Here is a 15,508-nt window from a genome sequence, read left to right on the forward strand (position 1 = left end):
CAAAAAATTAAATATTCTGTCAATAGTCTTAATTGATAGAAATAGAACCCCGGACGAACTTATTTAGATACTGTTGAAGATGGTTTTGAAACCGAAGCATTACTTCCGGGACCTACCATGAACTCCCCAGTAAGTTGAGCTCCGTCTTCAATAGATAGTTTTTCAGCCTGGATCTTACCGGTTACAACTGCAGTGGGGCGGAGCGTGAGTTTTCCGGAAGTGATGATATCACCGTCAACATTACCTGCTATATCAGCTGTTGGAGAGGTTAGTTTGCCCTTGATCTTCCCTTCTTTTGAGAGAATGATCTTTTTAGAAGTTTTAATATTTCCGTCAACAGTTCCTGAAATTCTGATATCATCTTTGCAATTGATATCGGCATTCACATGTGTGGATTCTGTAATATATGTAACACTTGGTGATTCAGCTTTTGGTTTGGTATTCACGTCTCTTTTATTTCTATTGAACTTCATATTAACTGATACAACTATTATAGAGTTTAGTTCCTGTATAAATTGATTTTTCAAGACTGTGATTAGACAAAGAAAATTAAATCAGCAAATGAAGTTGAAATAGGACTTCATTCAGAGCCACTTTTCCTTATCTTTGCCACCGATGGCACGAAAACAAAATAGCAATCAGGTCTTTCAGCAGGTTGTAGGAGAATTGAATTCCGGCAACCTTAAACCCATTTATTATCTTTTTGGGGAAGAAGAATTTTATCTTGACCAATTGCTCGAAAAGTTTTCTTCGATAATCTCACCTGAGCAAAAAGACTTTAATTTCGATCTGCTGTACGGGCAGGATGTTACTCCGGCTCAGGCTCTGTCTATTGCCCGCAGCTTTCCGATGGTGGCAGAGAAGCGGGTTCTGATCGTTCGAAACTTCCTTCAACTGAATAAGGGTGGTGGAGAGGATGGTTCTCCTCGTGGACATATCAATGATTTCATCCCGTATATCGAAAATCCTAACCCAACCACGTTGCTCGTATGCTTTGATGAAAAGAAGCCTGCAGGGAATACCAATATTGGTAAAGCCTTTAAGAAAGATAAAAAGGTTGGGTTTTATGAATTTGAACGCATGCCGGATTATCTGATCCCTGATTGGGTGATAGATTGGGTGCGCAGTAATCACTCAAAGAATATTGAACCGGCAGCAGCTCAGTTGCTGGCACAATTTGTGGGTAACAATCTCCAGTTACTGTCCACAGAAATAGATAAAGTGTGCACTTTTGTGGACACTTCTGATACCGTTACAGAAGCCGATGTAAAGAAAATAATTGGTTCATATCGTGAATTTACGGCCATAGAGCTCAAAGAGGCTATTGTTGCACGTAATATGGAACAATCACTGTACATTTCGGAACAGATGTTGCAACACACTAAATCAGACACGGGAGAATTGATTCGTCTCGTGGGGTTCTTTAACAGTGTGTTTGTAAATGTCTGGCAGATTTTGAGGCTCTCTGAAAAGGGGTTTGCTAAAAATCAGATCCAGAGTGAATTGGGGATCGGCAGCAGCTGGTACTTTAACAAACTTTGGGATGATGCCTCAAATTTTCGTTACGTGGAAATGCCCCGGATATTCGAAGCTCTTTTGGATGCAGATCGCTCCATTAAAGGGTTCAGCACATTAGACTCCACTTCAATTTTATTCTTCCTGGTCAAGCGGATCATCGGTTAATATCGATTCGCGCAAAGTAAGAATTGAAATAACATTTGTGGAGTTTGTGATATGGAAGCGTTTAAAGCAACAGCTGTTAAGACCTATGATGATGAAGACCTGATGGAGTATTTCCAGAATGGTATGGAAATGGCTTTTAATGAATTGGTATATCGCTATCAGGACAGACTGCATAATTTTTTATATCGGTACACACATAATCATCAGGATTGTGAGGACTTAGTTCAGGAAACTTTCTTGCGTGTTCATAAAAGCAAGCACTCCTATGAGCGTATAGCGAAATTCTCTACCTGGATGTACACCATTGCGCTAAACCTTGCCAAGAGTTTGTATAAGAAAAAGCAGCGCATGTACAAGGTTTCTATCCACAAGGATGAATCTGATCCTGACGATCGAGAGATCAAGCTGGAAGATTCAACTATCTTACAAGATGATGCTCTGCACGAAAAACTTTGCATAGAAAAGCTTGAACAAGCATTGATGGAGTTACCGGAAGATTTTCGTGAGGTCATTATTCTCAGAGACCTGCAACAACTTTCCTATGATGAGATATCTGATATTACAGACATTCCTATGGGAACTGTGAAATCCAGAATAAACCGTGCAAGGGCGCAGGTCCAGGCATTGATAAAAGACTACGTTCAATTGGGAACAAATTCTTAGAATCGGAATAGAAGGGAGTAAATAGTCATTAGCAAACTCCTATGAATAATTATTTAGATAATGAATACCATCCGGTAATTGAAGATTACATTCTTAATTATGTGGATGAATCACTCGATTCAGTTGAAAAAGTTACTTTTGAAGAAGTTTTAGTTCACGATGATGAACTTCGCGAATTAACCTTTGCTGCAAAAGAAGGGAAAAAACTCATGGATGAATTTCGTGAGATCAAAGCGAAAGAAGACTTTATCGAGCGTTTAATGGCCAGTATCTCTGAAGGGAAGTAATTAGCTGTTGACTAACAGAGAGACCGTTTTGGGGCTATCTCAGCTTACAGTGAAGTGATAATGATCTAAGGCATCAATATTAATAAAAAATTTTTCGGGTTAAGGATCTCCTTCAACACTGCTAATACTTAAGAAGCTTTGTAATCTGATCTTCAAGCTTAGCGGTAGCCATAAATCCATCTTCCAAACCTTTATCATGGGGAATAGGGGTGTCTAAAGAAGCACATCGCATTACAGGAGCATCCAGCCACTCAAAACATTCTTCAGAAATGATAGCCGAAATTTCACTAAGCGGACCTAAGGTCAGCATCGGTTCCTGGAGCAGCAACACTTTCCCTGTCTTTTTAACTGTTGCGTGAATAGATTCTTTATCTAAAGGAAGAAGCGTTCGAAGGTCTAAAACTTCCAGTGAAATTCCTTTATGCTCAAATTCTTCAGCAATGTTAAGGGCCCATTGAACACCCATTCCGTAGGTAACGATGGTAGCATCATTCCCTTCTTTCAGTATTTTAGCTTTTCCCAGAGGCTCATAGGTTGCTTTGTCAGGAACTGTTGTTTTAAGACTTCTATATAGTTTCTTGTGTTCAAAGAACAGGACGGGATTGGGGTCGTATAGAGAACTGTATAGTAAGTTCTGTGCATCTTCCACGGTTCCGGGAACTACAACCTTCAACCCGGGAATTTGCATGAACCAACCTTCCACGGATTGGGAGTGAAAAGGACCGGCTCCAACACCTCCGCCATGAGGCGCACGTATAGTTATATTTAATGAAGGTGTCCATCGATAGTGCGATTTAGCGATGTTGTTTACAATCTGATTGAATCCGCAGGATATAAAATCAGCGAACTGCATTTCAACAACAGGCTTGAATCCTTCCAGTGCAAGTCCCATTGCTGCCCCAAGCACACCTGATTCAATAATGGGTGTATTTCTGATACGATCTTCACCAAATTCCTTTAAAAATCCTTCTGTGATCTTAAAAACACCACCATATTCGGCAATATCCTGTCCCATGATCAGGAAAGAGTCATCCTCTTCAAACGCTTGCCAGAGGGTTGACTGAAGTACATCTACGAATCTTTTTTCATAGGTAATGCCGTTAGAATGAACCGGAGGTTTGGGTTCTTCGGTTGAATACACCGCGCTGATTTCAGTTTGTTCATCAAAAACAGGGTCCTCTGCATTTATTGCTTTCTCAAGATCTTTTCTGAAAGATTGGTCGATCTCTTTTGTGATCTTTTTAAAATCTTCTTTACCTGCAATTCCCTCTCTTTCCATAAAATTCTCAAAACGAAGAATGGGATCTTTCTCCGCCCAGTTCTCAAATAAGATATCCGGTACATAATGGGTTCCGGAAGCTTCTTCATGTCCACGCATGCGGAAGGTTTTGGCTTCGATGAGAACAGGTTCTCCATTTAAGGCAAGTTTTCGTGCCTTTTCTACGGTCTCCATTACTTCAAAGATATTGTTTCCATCAATATTGAAGCCGTGCATTCCGTAGCCTTTGGCGCGGTCTGAAAGGTGTTCGCAAGCGAACTGCTCTGAAGTAGGAGTGGAGAGTCCATATCCATTGTTCTCAATAATGAAAACTACCGGGAGTTTCCAGACAGCCGCTAAGTTCAAAGCTTCATGAAAGTCACCTTCGCTGGTAGCTCCGTCTCCACAAAAAGAGAAAGCAACGGCATCTTCACCCTTGAGTTTTTTGGCAAGTGCGAGCCCGTCGGCTACGGGCATCATGGCAGCAAGATGAGAGATCATACCTACAATATTATGCTCCATTATACCGAAATGAAAAGAACGATCACGTCCACCGGTAAATCCTTCGGCTTTCCCAAACAATTGGCAGAACAAAGGGTAGAGAGGGACATTCCTGGCAGTAAAAACCCCCAGATTACGGTGCATGGGTAGAATGTAGTCTTTAGGCTTAGCTGAGAGTGTTACTCCTACACCAACCGCTTCCTGTCCGATCCCTGAAAACCATTTACTGATCTTATTCTGCCGGAGTAGTTTGAGCATACGCTCTTCAATCCTGCGGTGTAGAAGCAGATTCTTGTAGATGTTAAGAGCTTGATCAGCTGAAATTTCCTTCTTTGTAGTAATAGCCACGCTTTCTGTAGGTTAGTTCAAATGTTACCAGTCCAACAGATAAGCAAAAATAAGCGGAGCTACAATAGTTGCATCCGATTCAATGATGAATTTTGGCGTATCAATGCCCAGTTTCCCCCAGGTTATTTTTTCATTGGGCACTGCGCCTGAATAAGAACCATAGCTGGTGGTGGAATCGCTAATCTGACAGAAATAAGACCAAAGCGGTACATCTTTCTTGCCAAGATCTTGTTCTATCATGGGTACTACGCAAATTGGAAAATCCCCGGCAATTCCTCCGCCGATCTGGAAAAACCCAATTCCATTTTCCGAATTCTTAAGATACCAGTCTGACAGGAACATCATATATTCAATTCCTGATTTCATTGCAGATGGTTTTGTACGCCCTTCGATACAATGAGAGGCAAAGAAGTTTCCACAGGTTGAATCTTCCCAGCCGGGAACAATAATCGGAATATTTTTTTCTGCTGCAGCCAGTAGCCAGGAATCTTTAGGGTCGATCTGGTAATCCTCTTTCAGATCTCCGCTTAGCAACATGTCATAAAAATACTCATGAGGTAAATAGCGCTCTCCATTTTCGGAAGCTTTTACCCAACGTTTAACTAAGTGATCTTCTATGCGGCGCATTGCTTCTTCTTCAGGAATACAAGTATCTGTAACCCTATTAAAATGATTTTCAAGCAGTTCTTGTTCATCCTGAGGGCTCAAATCCCGATAATTTGGAATACGTTTATAATGATCATGTGCGATGAGGTTGAATACGTCTTCCTCCAGATTTGCTCCGGTACAGGTAATGATATGTACCTTATCCTGCCGGATCATTTCGGCAAGTGATAATCCCAGTTCAGCAGAGCTCATAGCTCCGGCAAGGGTGATCATCATCTTGGCTCCGGAATTGAGCTGATCTTCATAAGACTTGGCAGCATCAACGAGAGAGGCAGCATTGAAGTGACGGTAGTGGTGGGTAATGAAATCGGAAACAGGTCCTTTCTTACTCATGAATTCGCAAATTTATAGCTTAACATTTTATAGTATAGTTTAGCTGTCATAAATTGTGGGGCACTCAATCCTTTAGTAGGGGCAAGTTCCACAATATCAAAGCCCAAAACATTTTTTTGCTGAAATACTTTTTTAAGATATTGGATCATTGGATTCCATAGTATTCCGCCAGGTTCAGGTGTTCCCGTGGCCGGCATGATGGATGGGTCAAATGCGTCAAGGTCGAGCGTGATGTAGACCTTATCCGTCATTTTACCTATGGAATCTTCCATCCAGGCAGAGTGGCCGTACATATCTTCTGCAAAGTAACATTTGTCTTTATCCAGATACTGTACTTCGCTGGTATCCATACTGCGTATACCAACTTGAACCAAGTTTGCATTTTTCGAAGCATCATAAACGGCACAGGCGTGATTATAAGGGGTGCCATGGTATTGAGGGCGAAGATCAGCATGGGCATCGATCTGTAGAATAGTGATATCCGGATGCGCTTCATAAAAAGCTTTGATCACTCCAATACTGATGGAATGTTCCCCTCCAAAAAAAGTGAGGAATTTGTTGGTTTTTAGTAATTCTTTAGTGCTTTTATATACCGACTCAAACATAGCTTCAGGTGAAGTGTCTTCTAAAATCGGATCGATGATATGCACACCTTTTTTATAGACTTCACTCTCGGTTTCAATATCATAGATCTCCATGTTCTCTGCGGCATCAAGGAAAGCTTCAAAACCTTCATCAGCACCTTTTCCCCAGGTACTGGTTCCATCATAGGGAATGGATTGCAACAGGACATTGGCGTGTTCGAATTCGTTGTGTTTACCTTCAATTCCTGCGAATATATGATTCGATTTAGTCATTGTAACCCAATATGTTAAGCATGTTATCAACAGTTTGTTCTTCGCGATAAACGTAGTCAAAAAAGTTTCCATTGTCATCCATATCTACCACAATATGTTTTGGGGAAGGGATGAGGCAATGCTTGATACCTCCATAACCACTGATGGAATCCTGATAAGCTCCGGTATGAAAGAATCCGATATATAAGGGTTCATCATCATCGTTAGAGTAGGTTGGTAGCAGCACCTGCTGATTTAACTCTTCAGAATTGTAGTAATCGGAATGGTCACAGCTTATACCGCCTATATTTACTCGCTTATATTGATTCTGCCATTTATTAAGAGGAAGTAATATGAATTTTTCGTTGATGGACCATGCATCGGGAATGGTATTCATCAGGCTATTGTCGATCAGGTACCAAAGTTCAGCATCATTTTGTTGCTTTTGCTCCAGTACCTGAAAAATAACGGCTCCGCTTTCACCAACGGTATACTTTCCAAACTCGGTGTAAATGTCAGGTTCTTCCACGCCATCATCTTTGCAGGCTTCCTGTATATTTCTAACGATCTCACCGGTGATATACTCATAGTCAAAATCGAAGCTAAGGCTGTTCTGTATGGGGAACCCTCCGCCAATATTTAAGCTTTTGACTGAGGGGACCAGCTTCTTGATCTTGGTGAACTGGCCCAATGCTTTCTTAAATTCATTCCAGTAATACATATTATCACCCACGCCGGAATCAACAAAAAAGTGAACCATAACCAGTTCAATACGGTCATTGCCAATGATCTTTTCTCGTACAAAATCCAATATTTCTCGCTTGTTGATCCCAAGTCGAGAGGTGTAATAAGCTGCTTGAGGTTCTTCTTCAATAGATATACGCAATCCGATCTTGATCGGCTCTTTGGTCTCGAGCTCCATAAGTTTATCAAGCTCCCCAATATTATCTAATACACAAATAGAACTGGAGAATCCCTCATTGATAAGCCGACCTATTTTTTTAATGTAATTGTCGGTTTTATAACCATTATGGACAATGATCTTATCCTTGTTAAAGACCCCTTTCTTGTAGAGGTTTTCGATCAGATCGATGTCGAATGAAGAGGACGTTTCCAGCGACACATTTTCTTTTAATGCCGTTCTAACCACATGATTGAAGTGGCAGCATTTGGTGCAGTAGCAAAACTCATATTTACCGGAGTAGTTATTCTCGGAGATCGCTTGATTAAAGTACTTTCGTGCTTTCTGAATTTTTTCTCTAATCTTAGGCAAATACGAAAGCTTGAAAGGTGTCCCGTATTTCTGGATCAGTTTATGGAGATCAACGTTATTAAAGTGTAGCGTTCCGCCGGCAAGTTCAAAGCCATTTTGAGGGAAATGATAAGTCTGGTCAATTAATTCGTAATAATTATTCTTCATCAGATGGGGTAGAGGTCATGGGTAATTAAATGGATAATGGGGTGAAAAGAATATAAATATACGAGTTAATTGCAACGGATAAATAGGTTGTGTTTAAAAAAAGTAATTTGTTGAGTTCTGAGTTTTTCTGCACAAGTTTGAAAAAGGATGTAGATTTGATCTATGTTTTCAAAAGCAGGCGTAGTCAGTATATGGTTATTGATCCCGGTTCTGAGTTTTGCCCAGGTTCAGGATTCGGCACCTCGTGTATTTGATAGCGGTACAGAAATTTCTGTTCCTGATTCTATTCAAACAAAGCTTGTTGGTGAATCAACATCCCCTGAAAACATTTTGTTACAGTGGCTTTCAGCCGATGGATATTTGTATGCTTCCACTGATTCTGTAAAAGAAAACACGTTTTATATTGATCGGGGCTGCGCATTCGAATTTCAACAACTGAACTGGAATTACTCTGGAGCAATAGATACTGTTGTTACTCAGAATCCCCGGCAAAGATACAGGCAGGAATATTTACGGAATGAGATTGAATCCAGGCTTATCGAGTTGGCGGAAGATGGATTTCCATTTGCAAACTCAGAGATCGCGAAGTTTGATCCTGATCCTGAAAACTGTTCTATTGCTATTGAAGTATATCTCAGAACGGGGCAAAAAGCAGAGGCCTCGGATATTCTCTTTTTAGGTATTCAGACGAATTCACAAGCCTATCTTTCCAAAATATCCCGGTTTCAGCCCGGTCAGCTTATCACTTCAAACTATCTGCAATTTTTAAGAACCAATCTTAATAGCAGTGAATTATTCAATGAGGTGGGAGAAGGACAGGTGTTTTTGCGGGAAGGTGAACCGGTTATTGTGTTTGACGTTCAAGAGCGTTCACTGAATCAATTTGATGGATTGATCGGATATGTACCTGATGCAGCTGGAAATGGTCAGGTTGTGGGTGATGTGGAGCTTTCATTATGGAATGTGATCACTCAGGGAAATGGCTTTGATCTTAAATATCAGCGGTTGCGTTCAGAAACAAGCCAATTGAATGTTGGAGCTTCGCAAGACTGGATCGGAAATATTCCGGTGGGAGTTTCTGCCGGGTTTCAACTCTATCAAAATGATACCACATATCAATCCCGTGACCTTGATCTGAATGGGTATTACCGGTTGAACCCAGTTTTTAAATTGACTGGAGGAATTGGGTTTCAAAACACAACTTCAGGAAATAATGTTCCTGCTGTCATTGAGCCTGACGGTAAGAAACGTACGGCACGGCTGGGCTTCGAGTATTCAAATCTGGATAGGTATGTTGTACCTACTAAAGGCAGTTCGGTACGACTGATATTTGGTATCGCAAATAAAGATATTACGGATGATTCAAGTACAGCTTTTACACAGAATTTTCTTGAATTTACAGCCCGCAACTATATTCCTATTTTTGAAAAAAGTGTGATAGCGACTTCTTTACATGGATTTCTATTAGAATCGAAGCGAGTGACTGCCAATGACCTGATTCGGTTTGGGGGTGCAAATTCATTTCGAGGATATTCTGAGCAGCAATTTCGAGCCGCTCGTTTATTTTGGGGAGATATAGAATATCGTTTTTTACTGAACAACAATTCCTTTTTGTTCGGTTTTGGAGCAGCGGGAGGTTATCACCGGCCAATGTTATTGACTGAAACGAATAATGATTTTCAAATAACCGACTACCTTTTCTCCACAGGATTTGGGTTGAGTTACCAGACCCGCATCGGAAGATTGAAGTTTACCTATGCCATTTCACCGGAAGAATCGATAGGGAATGGAAAAGTGCATTTTGGTATCAGGACGGAGCTTTGATCTGATTTTTATCAAACCGCATCAATTTCCTTGTCCAGACACCGCTCTAAAAACCGATGAAGATTCGTCATCTGTTTCTGTCCCAGTTTTTGCCCAAAATAAGCTACTGCGTAAAGAGTGAAAAACACGATCACTAAAATTGGCAACAACCAAATGAATCCGGCAGATTTTCCTAATGACCAGTAAGAAAGTCCGATCATGGAGAGGGTCATTATGGAAAACCCGATGGTTGCATAGAAAAACACGAACATGGTCCACACGGAAGGTTTAGGGCCATATAATCCTCTAATTTCAGACCCTTCATCAGTCTCTTCAAGTGTAATAGTAAGCTGTGGTGACCAGAAATGCTGTTCCTCTTCAGGGGGACAAATAGTAGCGAACCCTTTAGTGGATTGCCCGTCACAAAGACGGTTTTGAGAACGAAGCTCCTGCCGGATCCTTTGATTGATCTCATCTGCAGTAAGTGGTGTTTCCACAAAGATGCGGGGGCGAATACGTTTGAATTCAATATGATCTTCCATGAAGGCAGGAGTCTTACTCTTTGTTATATCTGAATTTCTTCTGAATAATTGATTTATACAACCTTGTTTTGGAACACTCTCAATTCAGGTCTGGAATCTTAAATTTCCGGGCATTACTTCAAGAAACGTCAATGAAATTTTGAAGCTTAGGTTTCTGATACTTTCAAATGATTTTTTTTTATCCATGATAATAGGTTGCTCAGCGACTAAGAGACCGTTATATTCAAAGAAATTATTTATTGAATGCTTATAAAGAAAGACCGAGGGATGGGCCCGATGACGTCTTGGCAACCACTTCTGAAAAGGGGCAGGTGCCAAATCCCACAGCACACATAGAACTTTATGTATGCTGAAAGATAAGCGAGCTAATCACTCTCCGCTCTTTCTGTATAAGCCAATCTAAGATGAAAGAGTGAATATTAAACAAGCTTTACAAGACCGAATCCTGATCCTTGATGGAGCCATGGGTACGATGATACAGCGTTATAAGCTGGAAGAAAATGACTTCAGAGGCGAACAGTTCAAAGATCATCCTGATGACCTTCAAGGGAACAACGATTTACTTAGCCTGACTCGCCCGGATATCATTCAGTCCATTCATGAGGAATATCTGGAAGCCGGAGCTGATATTGTCGAGACGAACACATTCAGTGGAACATCCATCGCCCAGGCTGATTATGACCTGGAACATATTGTGTATGAGCTGAATCGAAAATCGGCAGAGATCGCTAAAAAAGCGACGAATAAATTCAACCAACAAAATCCGGCTAAGCCAAGGTTTGTCGCCGGCTCGATGGGACCAACGAACAAAACAGCTTCCATTTCCCCGGAAGTCACGGATCCCGGTTATCGGGCTGTAACCTTTGATGAGCTTGCTGAGGCGTATAAAGAGCAGGCAAGAGGCTTAATGGATGGAGGGGCGGATGTGCTGCTGGTAGAAACCATATTTGATACGCTTAATGCCAAAGCTGCATTATTTGCCATTCAGAATTTGTTTGAGGAACGGAGAGAGGAAATCCCAATTATGGTTTCCGGAACCATTACAGATGCTTCGGGGAGAACGCTTTCAGGTCAAACTGTAGAAGCTTTTTTGATCTCAGTTTCCCATGCGCCCATTCTCAGCGTAGGATTCAATTGTGCTCTTGGAGCCAAGCAGCTTAAGCCCTACCTGCAAAATCTATCTGACAGATCACCTTTCTTCATCAGCGCCTACCCGAATGCAGGATTGCCGAATGAATTTGGAGAATATGATGAAGGTCCGGATGAAATGGGAAATCAAGTGGAAGAATATCTTGAAGATAAATTGGTGAATATTCTCGGCGGCTGTTGCGGTACAACTCCAGCACACATTACTAAAATGGCCCAACTGGCCCGGAGTTACGAACCAAGAAGTATAAACCGCAAAGGGGCAAAGGGAGTTTTGATATGATTCTGAGAAAACAATCAGTCAAAAATACCCCCGACCTCTATCTGACGATGAGTTGGAATTCTAAAATTTTGGTAGCAAGAACAGTATGAAGTCATTACCTCTGACACTTAGCGGACTTGAACCCCTTATCATCACGGAAGACTCTAACTTTGTGAATGTAGGAGAGCGGACCAACGTCACCGGCTCAAGGAAGTTCTTGAATACCATCAAGAATAAAGATTATGATCAGGCTCTTAAAATTGCGCTCGATCAGGTGCGGGGCGGAGCACAGATCCTGGATGTAAACATGGATGAAGGTATGCTGGACAGTGCGGCTGAAATGACCCACTTTCTGCATCTGATAGCTTCTGAACCTGATATCGCCAAAATTCCTATTATGGTAGATTCCTCGAAGTGGGAAGTTATTCTCGCAGGATTGAAATGCTTGCAAGGAAAAGGCGTAGTGAACTCAATCAGTCTGAAGGATGGGGAAGAGGAGTTTCTGCGACGAGCAAAGATCGTTCGACGCTTTGGCGCGGCCGTTATTTGTATGGCATTTGATGAGGAGGGGCAAGCCGATACGCTTCCACGTCGAAAAGAGATATGTGGTCGGGCCTATAAACTGCTAACCAAAGAAGTTGGATTTCATCCATCAGATATCATTCTGGATCCCAATATCTTTCCGGTGGCAACCGGAATGGAGGAACACAGGCTGAATGCGATGGATTTCTTTCTTGCTGCCAAGTGGATTCGGGAGAACCTACCGGGGGCACACGTTATTGGAGGTGTTAGTAATGTGTCATTTTCCTTTCGCGGTAATAATCGTGTACGTGAAGCCATTCATTCTGCATTCCTTTATCATGCTATAGAGCACGGAATGGATATGGGAATTGTGAACCCTACCCAGCTTGAGGTGTATGATGATATCCCGGAAGACCTTCTTGAAAGAGTAGAAGATGTGCTTTTTGATAGAAAGAATGATGCCACAGAACGACTTATGGAAATTGCAGAGGAGTTTAAAAATGAGGGATCCTCCGTTAAAGCTAAAAAAGACGATGAGTGGCGTAAAAAGACAGTGGAAGACCGGATCAGTCACTCGCTGGTAAAGGGGATCAATGAATACATTGAAGAAGATGCAGAAGAGGCCCGGGTTAAGTATGAAAGTCCTCTGCAGGTGATCGAAGGACCGCTTATGGATGGCATGAATGTAGTCGGAGATCTCTTCGGCTCAGGTAAAATGTTTCTTCCACAGGTCGTGAAAAGTGCCCGCGTAATGAAACAAGCTGTAGCCTATCTAACGCCATACCTTGAAAAGGAGAAAGCTGAGAATAAAGACACAAGTGAGCGCCCTAAAGTACTATTAGCTACTGTAAAAGGTGATGTGCACGACATTGGAAAAAATATTGTGAGCGTAGTCCTGGCCTGTAATAATTATGATGTGGTTGATCTTGGGGTTATGGTTCCGGCCGACAAGATCCTGGATGAAGCCGAAAGACATAAAGTGGATGCCATTGGCTTAAGCGGACTTATCACACCTTCTCTGGATGAAATGATCCACGTAGCCCGGGAGATGAAAAAAAGGAATATGGATCTTCCGCTTATGATCGGCGGAGCAACAACCTCACGCCTGCACACTGCAGTGAAGATCGATCCTGAATATGAAGGATCGATAATTCATGTATTGGATGCCTCAAGAGCGGTATCTATTGCTGGCGATGTGATCAGTAAGGAGCGGAAAGAAGGCGTTAAGAGCAGTATGAAAAAAGAGTATGCTGAACTGCGGAAGCAGCATGAAGAGCGTCAAAATAAGAAGCCACTTTTGAGTATTGAAGAAGCCAGGAATAACAAAACAGAGATAGACTGGGAAGGTTATCATCCCCCTAAACCTACTTTTTTGGGAACCAGAACATTTGAAGACTATCCCATTTCAGAGTTGAGAAATTATATTGACTGGCCTCCCTTTTTCCGAACCTGGATGCTTACCGGGAAATATCCTGATATCCTGAAGGATGAAGCCGTAGGAGATCAGGCACAGTCTCTTTTTGATGATGCGAATACATTACTGGATGAAATTGTTGAGCAGAAATTATTACAATCAAAAGGGGTTATAGGGTTTTACCCCACAGTTAGTTACGGCGATGATATAATTATATATAAAGATCATGATCTATCTGAGGAGCTGACTGAATTTCATTTTCTCAGGCAGCAAACCAAGAAGAGGGCCGGACAGCCAAATTCAAGTCTTTCAGACTACATAGCTCCCCAAGAAGCCGGAATAACGGATTATGTTGGTTTTTTTGCGGTAACGGCCGGAATTGGTATTGAAGACATCATTAGCAAATACAAGAAAGCCAATGATGATTATATGGTGATTTTGACAAAAGCCGTAGCTGATCGACTTGCTGAAGCATTTGCGGAACGCATGCATGAACGGGTCCGAAAAGAATTTTGGGGGTACTCCGAAGAAGAGGATCTCAAAAATGAGGATCTGATAGCTGAGAAATATTCCGGGATCAGACCGGCTCCGGGTTACCCAGCCTGCCCCGATCATACTGAGAAACGGTTATTGTTCGATCTGTTGGAGGTGGAAAAGAACGCGGAGATCGAGCTCACGGAATCCTTTGCTATGTACCCGGCTTCATCGGTAAGTGGAATTTATTTCTCACATCCACAATCAAAATATTTTCGGGTGGGAAATATCGGAGAAGACCAGGTTTCAGAGTATGCACTACGAAAATCATGTACCAAAGAGGAAGTTGAGAAATGGCTTTCTCCTAATTTAGACTATGATCCAGAGAAAAAATGAAAGTAACTGAACACATCAAGAAAGCCAATGGTAACACACTGTTTTCATTCGAGGTTCTGCCTCCGTTAAAAGGACAGAATATTCGATCTTTGTTTGATCATATGGATCCCCTGATGGAATTCAATCCACCTTTTGTGGATGTAACCTATCACCGTGAAGAGTTTGTATATAAAAAGCGGGAGAATGGATTACTTGAGCGAAAAACGGTACGTAAACGACCGGGTACCGTAGGTATCTGTGCAGCCATTCAAAATCATTATCAGGTGGATGCGGTTCCGCATATTATTTGTGGTGGGTTTTCGAAGGAGGATACAGAGAATGCTCTTATAGATCTGAATTTTCTGGGAATAGATAATGTGCTTTTGATACAGGGAGATACAAGAAAACCGGAACGGGAATTTGTAGCTGAACCGGACGGACATGCCCATGCTTCAGATTTAATTGAGCAGGTAGTAGAGCTTAATAATGGGATTTATCTTGATGAAGAGCTGGAAAATGCGAAACCCTCAGATTTCTGTATTGGTGTGGCCGGATATCCAGAGAAACACTTTGCTGCTCCTAATATGGAGACAGATCTTAAGTATCTGAAATTAAAGCAGGAAAAAGGCGGTGATTACATTGTTACTCAAATGTTCTTTGATAATCAGTCGTATTTTAATTTTGTTGAAAAATGCAGGGAATCTGGAATTACAATACCTATTATTCCGGGCTTAAAACCCATTACATCCAGTAAGCAATTGACGATATTACCCCAGCTTTTTCATGTGGATCTGCCTATGGAGTTATCAAAAGCTGTGGAAGCCTGCAAAAACAGGGAGGAGGTTATACAGGTAGGTATTGAATGGACCATTCAGCAGTCCAAAGAGCTAATGGAATATGGTGTCCCGAGTTTGCACTACTATTCAATGGGGAAATCGGCTTCAGTGTATGAAGTTGCTAAAGCCTTGTTCTAGC

Annotated in this window: 13 protein-coding genes and 1 riboswitch; of the genes, 7 read left to right on the forward strand and 6 right to left on the reverse strand. The window is 41.7% G+C overall.

Features of this window, described 5'->3' with window-relative positions; translation table 11 throughout:
• Positions 1-59: 59 nt before the first annotated feature.
• The gene (locus ACFSVN_RS06745) at positions 60-446 is read right to left on the reverse strand and encodes a bactofilin family protein (protein WP_390300334.1); all 387 of its coding nucleotides are present in this window, start codon (positions 444-446) and stop codon (positions 60-62) included.
• A 169-nt stretch (positions 447-615) separates the two neighbouring features.
• Between ACFSVN_RS06745 and holA the strand changes: the two genes are divergently transcribed.
• Genes holA through ACFSVN_RS06760 form a run of 3 tightly spaced genes read left to right on the forward strand, consistent with a single transcriptional unit; the run spans position 616 to position 2,633 of the window.
• Complete coding sequence (gene holA, locus ACFSVN_RS06750; protein WP_390300336.1) at positions 616-1,683, forward strand: DNA polymerase III subunit delta; 1,068 nt, start codon at positions 616-618, stop codon at positions 1,681-1,683.
• A 51-nt stretch (positions 1,684-1,734) separates the two neighbouring features.
• Complete coding sequence (locus tag ACFSVN_RS06755) at positions 1,735-2,346, forward strand: sigma-70 family RNA polymerase sigma factor (RefSeq protein WP_390300338.1); 612 nt, start codon at positions 1,735-1,737, stop codon at positions 2,344-2,346.
• A gap of 41 nt (positions 2,347-2,387) precedes the next feature.
• Entirely contained in the window at positions 2,388-2,633 is a 246-nt protein-coding gene (locus ACFSVN_RS06760; protein WP_390300340.1) for a hypothetical protein, read from the forward strand.
• 121 nt (positions 2,634-2,754) lie between these two features.
• Here ACFSVN_RS06760 and ACFSVN_RS06765 read toward each other — a convergent pair whose 3' ends face one another.
• From ACFSVN_RS06765 to ACFSVN_RS06780, 4 genes are read right to left on the reverse strand one after another with little or no spacing between them, the layout of a single operon-like run.
• Entirely contained in the window at positions 2,755-4,740 is a 1,986-nt protein-coding gene (locus ACFSVN_RS06765; RefSeq protein WP_390300342.1) for an alpha-ketoacid dehydrogenase subunit alpha/beta, read from the reverse strand.
• Positions 4,741-4,764: 24 nt separating this feature from the next.
• Positions 4,765-5,739, reverse strand: coding sequence for a deoxyhypusine synthase family protein (locus ACFSVN_RS06770; protein ID WP_390300344.1), 975 nt, complete (start codon positions 5,737-5,739; stop codon positions 4,765-4,767).
• Entirely contained in the window at positions 5,736-6,596 is an 861-nt protein-coding gene (gene speB / locus ACFSVN_RS06775; protein WP_390300346.1) for an agmatinase, read from the reverse strand. Before speB ends, ACFSVN_RS06770 begins: the two co-directional genes overlap by 4 nt.
• Entirely contained in the window at positions 6,589-7,995 is a 1,407-nt protein-coding gene (locus tag ACFSVN_RS06780; RefSeq protein ID WP_390300348.1) for a type III PLP-dependent enzyme domain-containing protein, read from the reverse strand. The genes speB and ACFSVN_RS06780 overlap by 8 nt, the downstream gene beginning before the upstream one ends.
• Before the next feature lie 162 nt (positions 7,996-8,157).
• Here ACFSVN_RS06780 and ACFSVN_RS06785 point away from each other — a divergent pair, with 162 nt between their 5' ends.
• Complete coding sequence (locus ACFSVN_RS06785; RefSeq protein ID WP_390300350.1) at positions 8,158-9,819, forward strand: BamA/TamA family outer membrane protein; 1,662 nt, start codon at positions 8,158-8,160, stop codon at positions 9,817-9,819.
• A gap of 11 nt (positions 9,820-9,830) precedes the next feature.
• Here the strand turns inward: ACFSVN_RS06785 and ACFSVN_RS06790 are convergent, their stop codons facing one another.
• Positions 9,831-10,340, reverse strand: a complete 510-nt coding sequence (locus tag ACFSVN_RS06790) for a hypothetical protein (protein ID WP_390300352.1) — start codon at positions 10,338-10,340, stop codon at positions 9,831-9,833.
• A 244-nt stretch (positions 10,341-10,584) separates the two neighbouring features.
• Positions 10,585-10,703, forward strand: a riboswitch (SAM riboswitch).
• A 100-nt stretch (positions 10,704-10,803) separates the two neighbouring features.
• On the opposite strand from ACFSVN_RS06790, the gene ACFSVN_RS06795 reads away from it, so the two are divergent.
• The 3 genes from ACFSVN_RS06795 to ACFSVN_RS06805 all read left to right on the forward strand — a co-directional run bounded on the left by ACFSVN_RS06795 (position 10,804) and on the right by ACFSVN_RS06805 (position 15,507).
• Complete coding sequence (locus ACFSVN_RS06795) at positions 10,804-11,769, forward strand: homocysteine S-methyltransferase family protein (RefSeq protein WP_390302303.1); 966 nt, start codon at positions 10,804-10,806, stop codon at positions 11,767-11,769.
• 85 nt (positions 11,770-11,854) lie between these two features.
• Positions 11,855-14,554: a methionine synthase gene (gene metH / locus ACFSVN_RS06800; protein WP_390300354.1), complete on the forward strand. Its 2,700-nt coding sequence runs from the start codon at positions 11,855-11,857 to the stop codon at positions 14,552-14,554.
• Positions 14,551-15,507, forward strand: a complete 957-nt coding sequence (locus tag ACFSVN_RS06805; protein WP_390300356.1) for a methylenetetrahydrofolate reductase — start codon at positions 14,551-14,553, stop codon at positions 15,505-15,507. The genes metH and ACFSVN_RS06805 overlap by 4 nt, the downstream gene beginning before the upstream one ends.
• Position 15,508 lies beyond the last annotated feature (1 nt).

This window comes from Gracilimonas halophila (assembly GCF_042684365.1).
Classification (GTDB): Bacteria; Bacteroidota; Rhodothermia; order Balneolales; family Balneolaceae; genus Gracilimonas; species Gracilimonas halophila.

Coding starts and splice junctions, on each gene's coding strand:
- holA (WP_390300336.1), top strand. CDS start 616: ATGGCACGAAAACAAAATAGCAATCAGGTCTTTCAGCAGGTTGTAGGA.
- ACFSVN_RS06755 (WP_390300338.1), top strand. CDS start 1,735: ATGGAAGCGTTTAAAGCAACAGCTGTTAAGACCTATGATGATGAAGAC.
- ACFSVN_RS06760 (WP_390300340.1), top strand. CDS start 2,388: ATGAATAATTATTTAGATAATGAATACCATCCGGTAATTGAAGATTAC.
- ACFSVN_RS06770 (WP_390300344.1), bottom strand. CDS start 5,739: ATGAGTAAGAAAGGACCTGTTTCCGATTTCATTACCCACCACTACCGT.
- speB (WP_390300346.1), bottom strand. CDS start 6,596: ATGACTAAATCGAATCATATATTCGCAGGAATTGAAGGTAAACACAAC.
- ACFSVN_RS06780 (WP_390300348.1), bottom strand. CDS start 7,995: ATGAAGAATAATTATTACGAATTAATTGACCAGACTTATCATTTCCCT.
- ACFSVN_RS06785 (WP_390300350.1), top strand. CDS start 8,158: ATGTTTTCAAAAGCAGGCGTAGTCAGTATATGGTTATTGATCCCGGTT.
- ACFSVN_RS06790 (WP_390300352.1), bottom strand. CDS start 10,340: ATGGAAGATCATATTGAATTCAAACGTATTCGCCCCCGCATCTTTGTG.
- ACFSVN_RS06795 (WP_390302303.1), top strand. CDS start 10,804: ATGGGTACGATGATACAGCGTTATAAGCTGGAAGAAAATGACTTCAGA.
- metH (WP_390300354.1), top strand. CDS start 11,855: ATGAAGTCATTACCTCTGACACTTAGCGGACTTGAACCCCTTATCATC.
- ACFSVN_RS06805 (WP_390300356.1), top strand. CDS start 14,551: ATGAAAGTAACTGAACACATCAAGAAAGCCAATGGTAACACACTGTTT.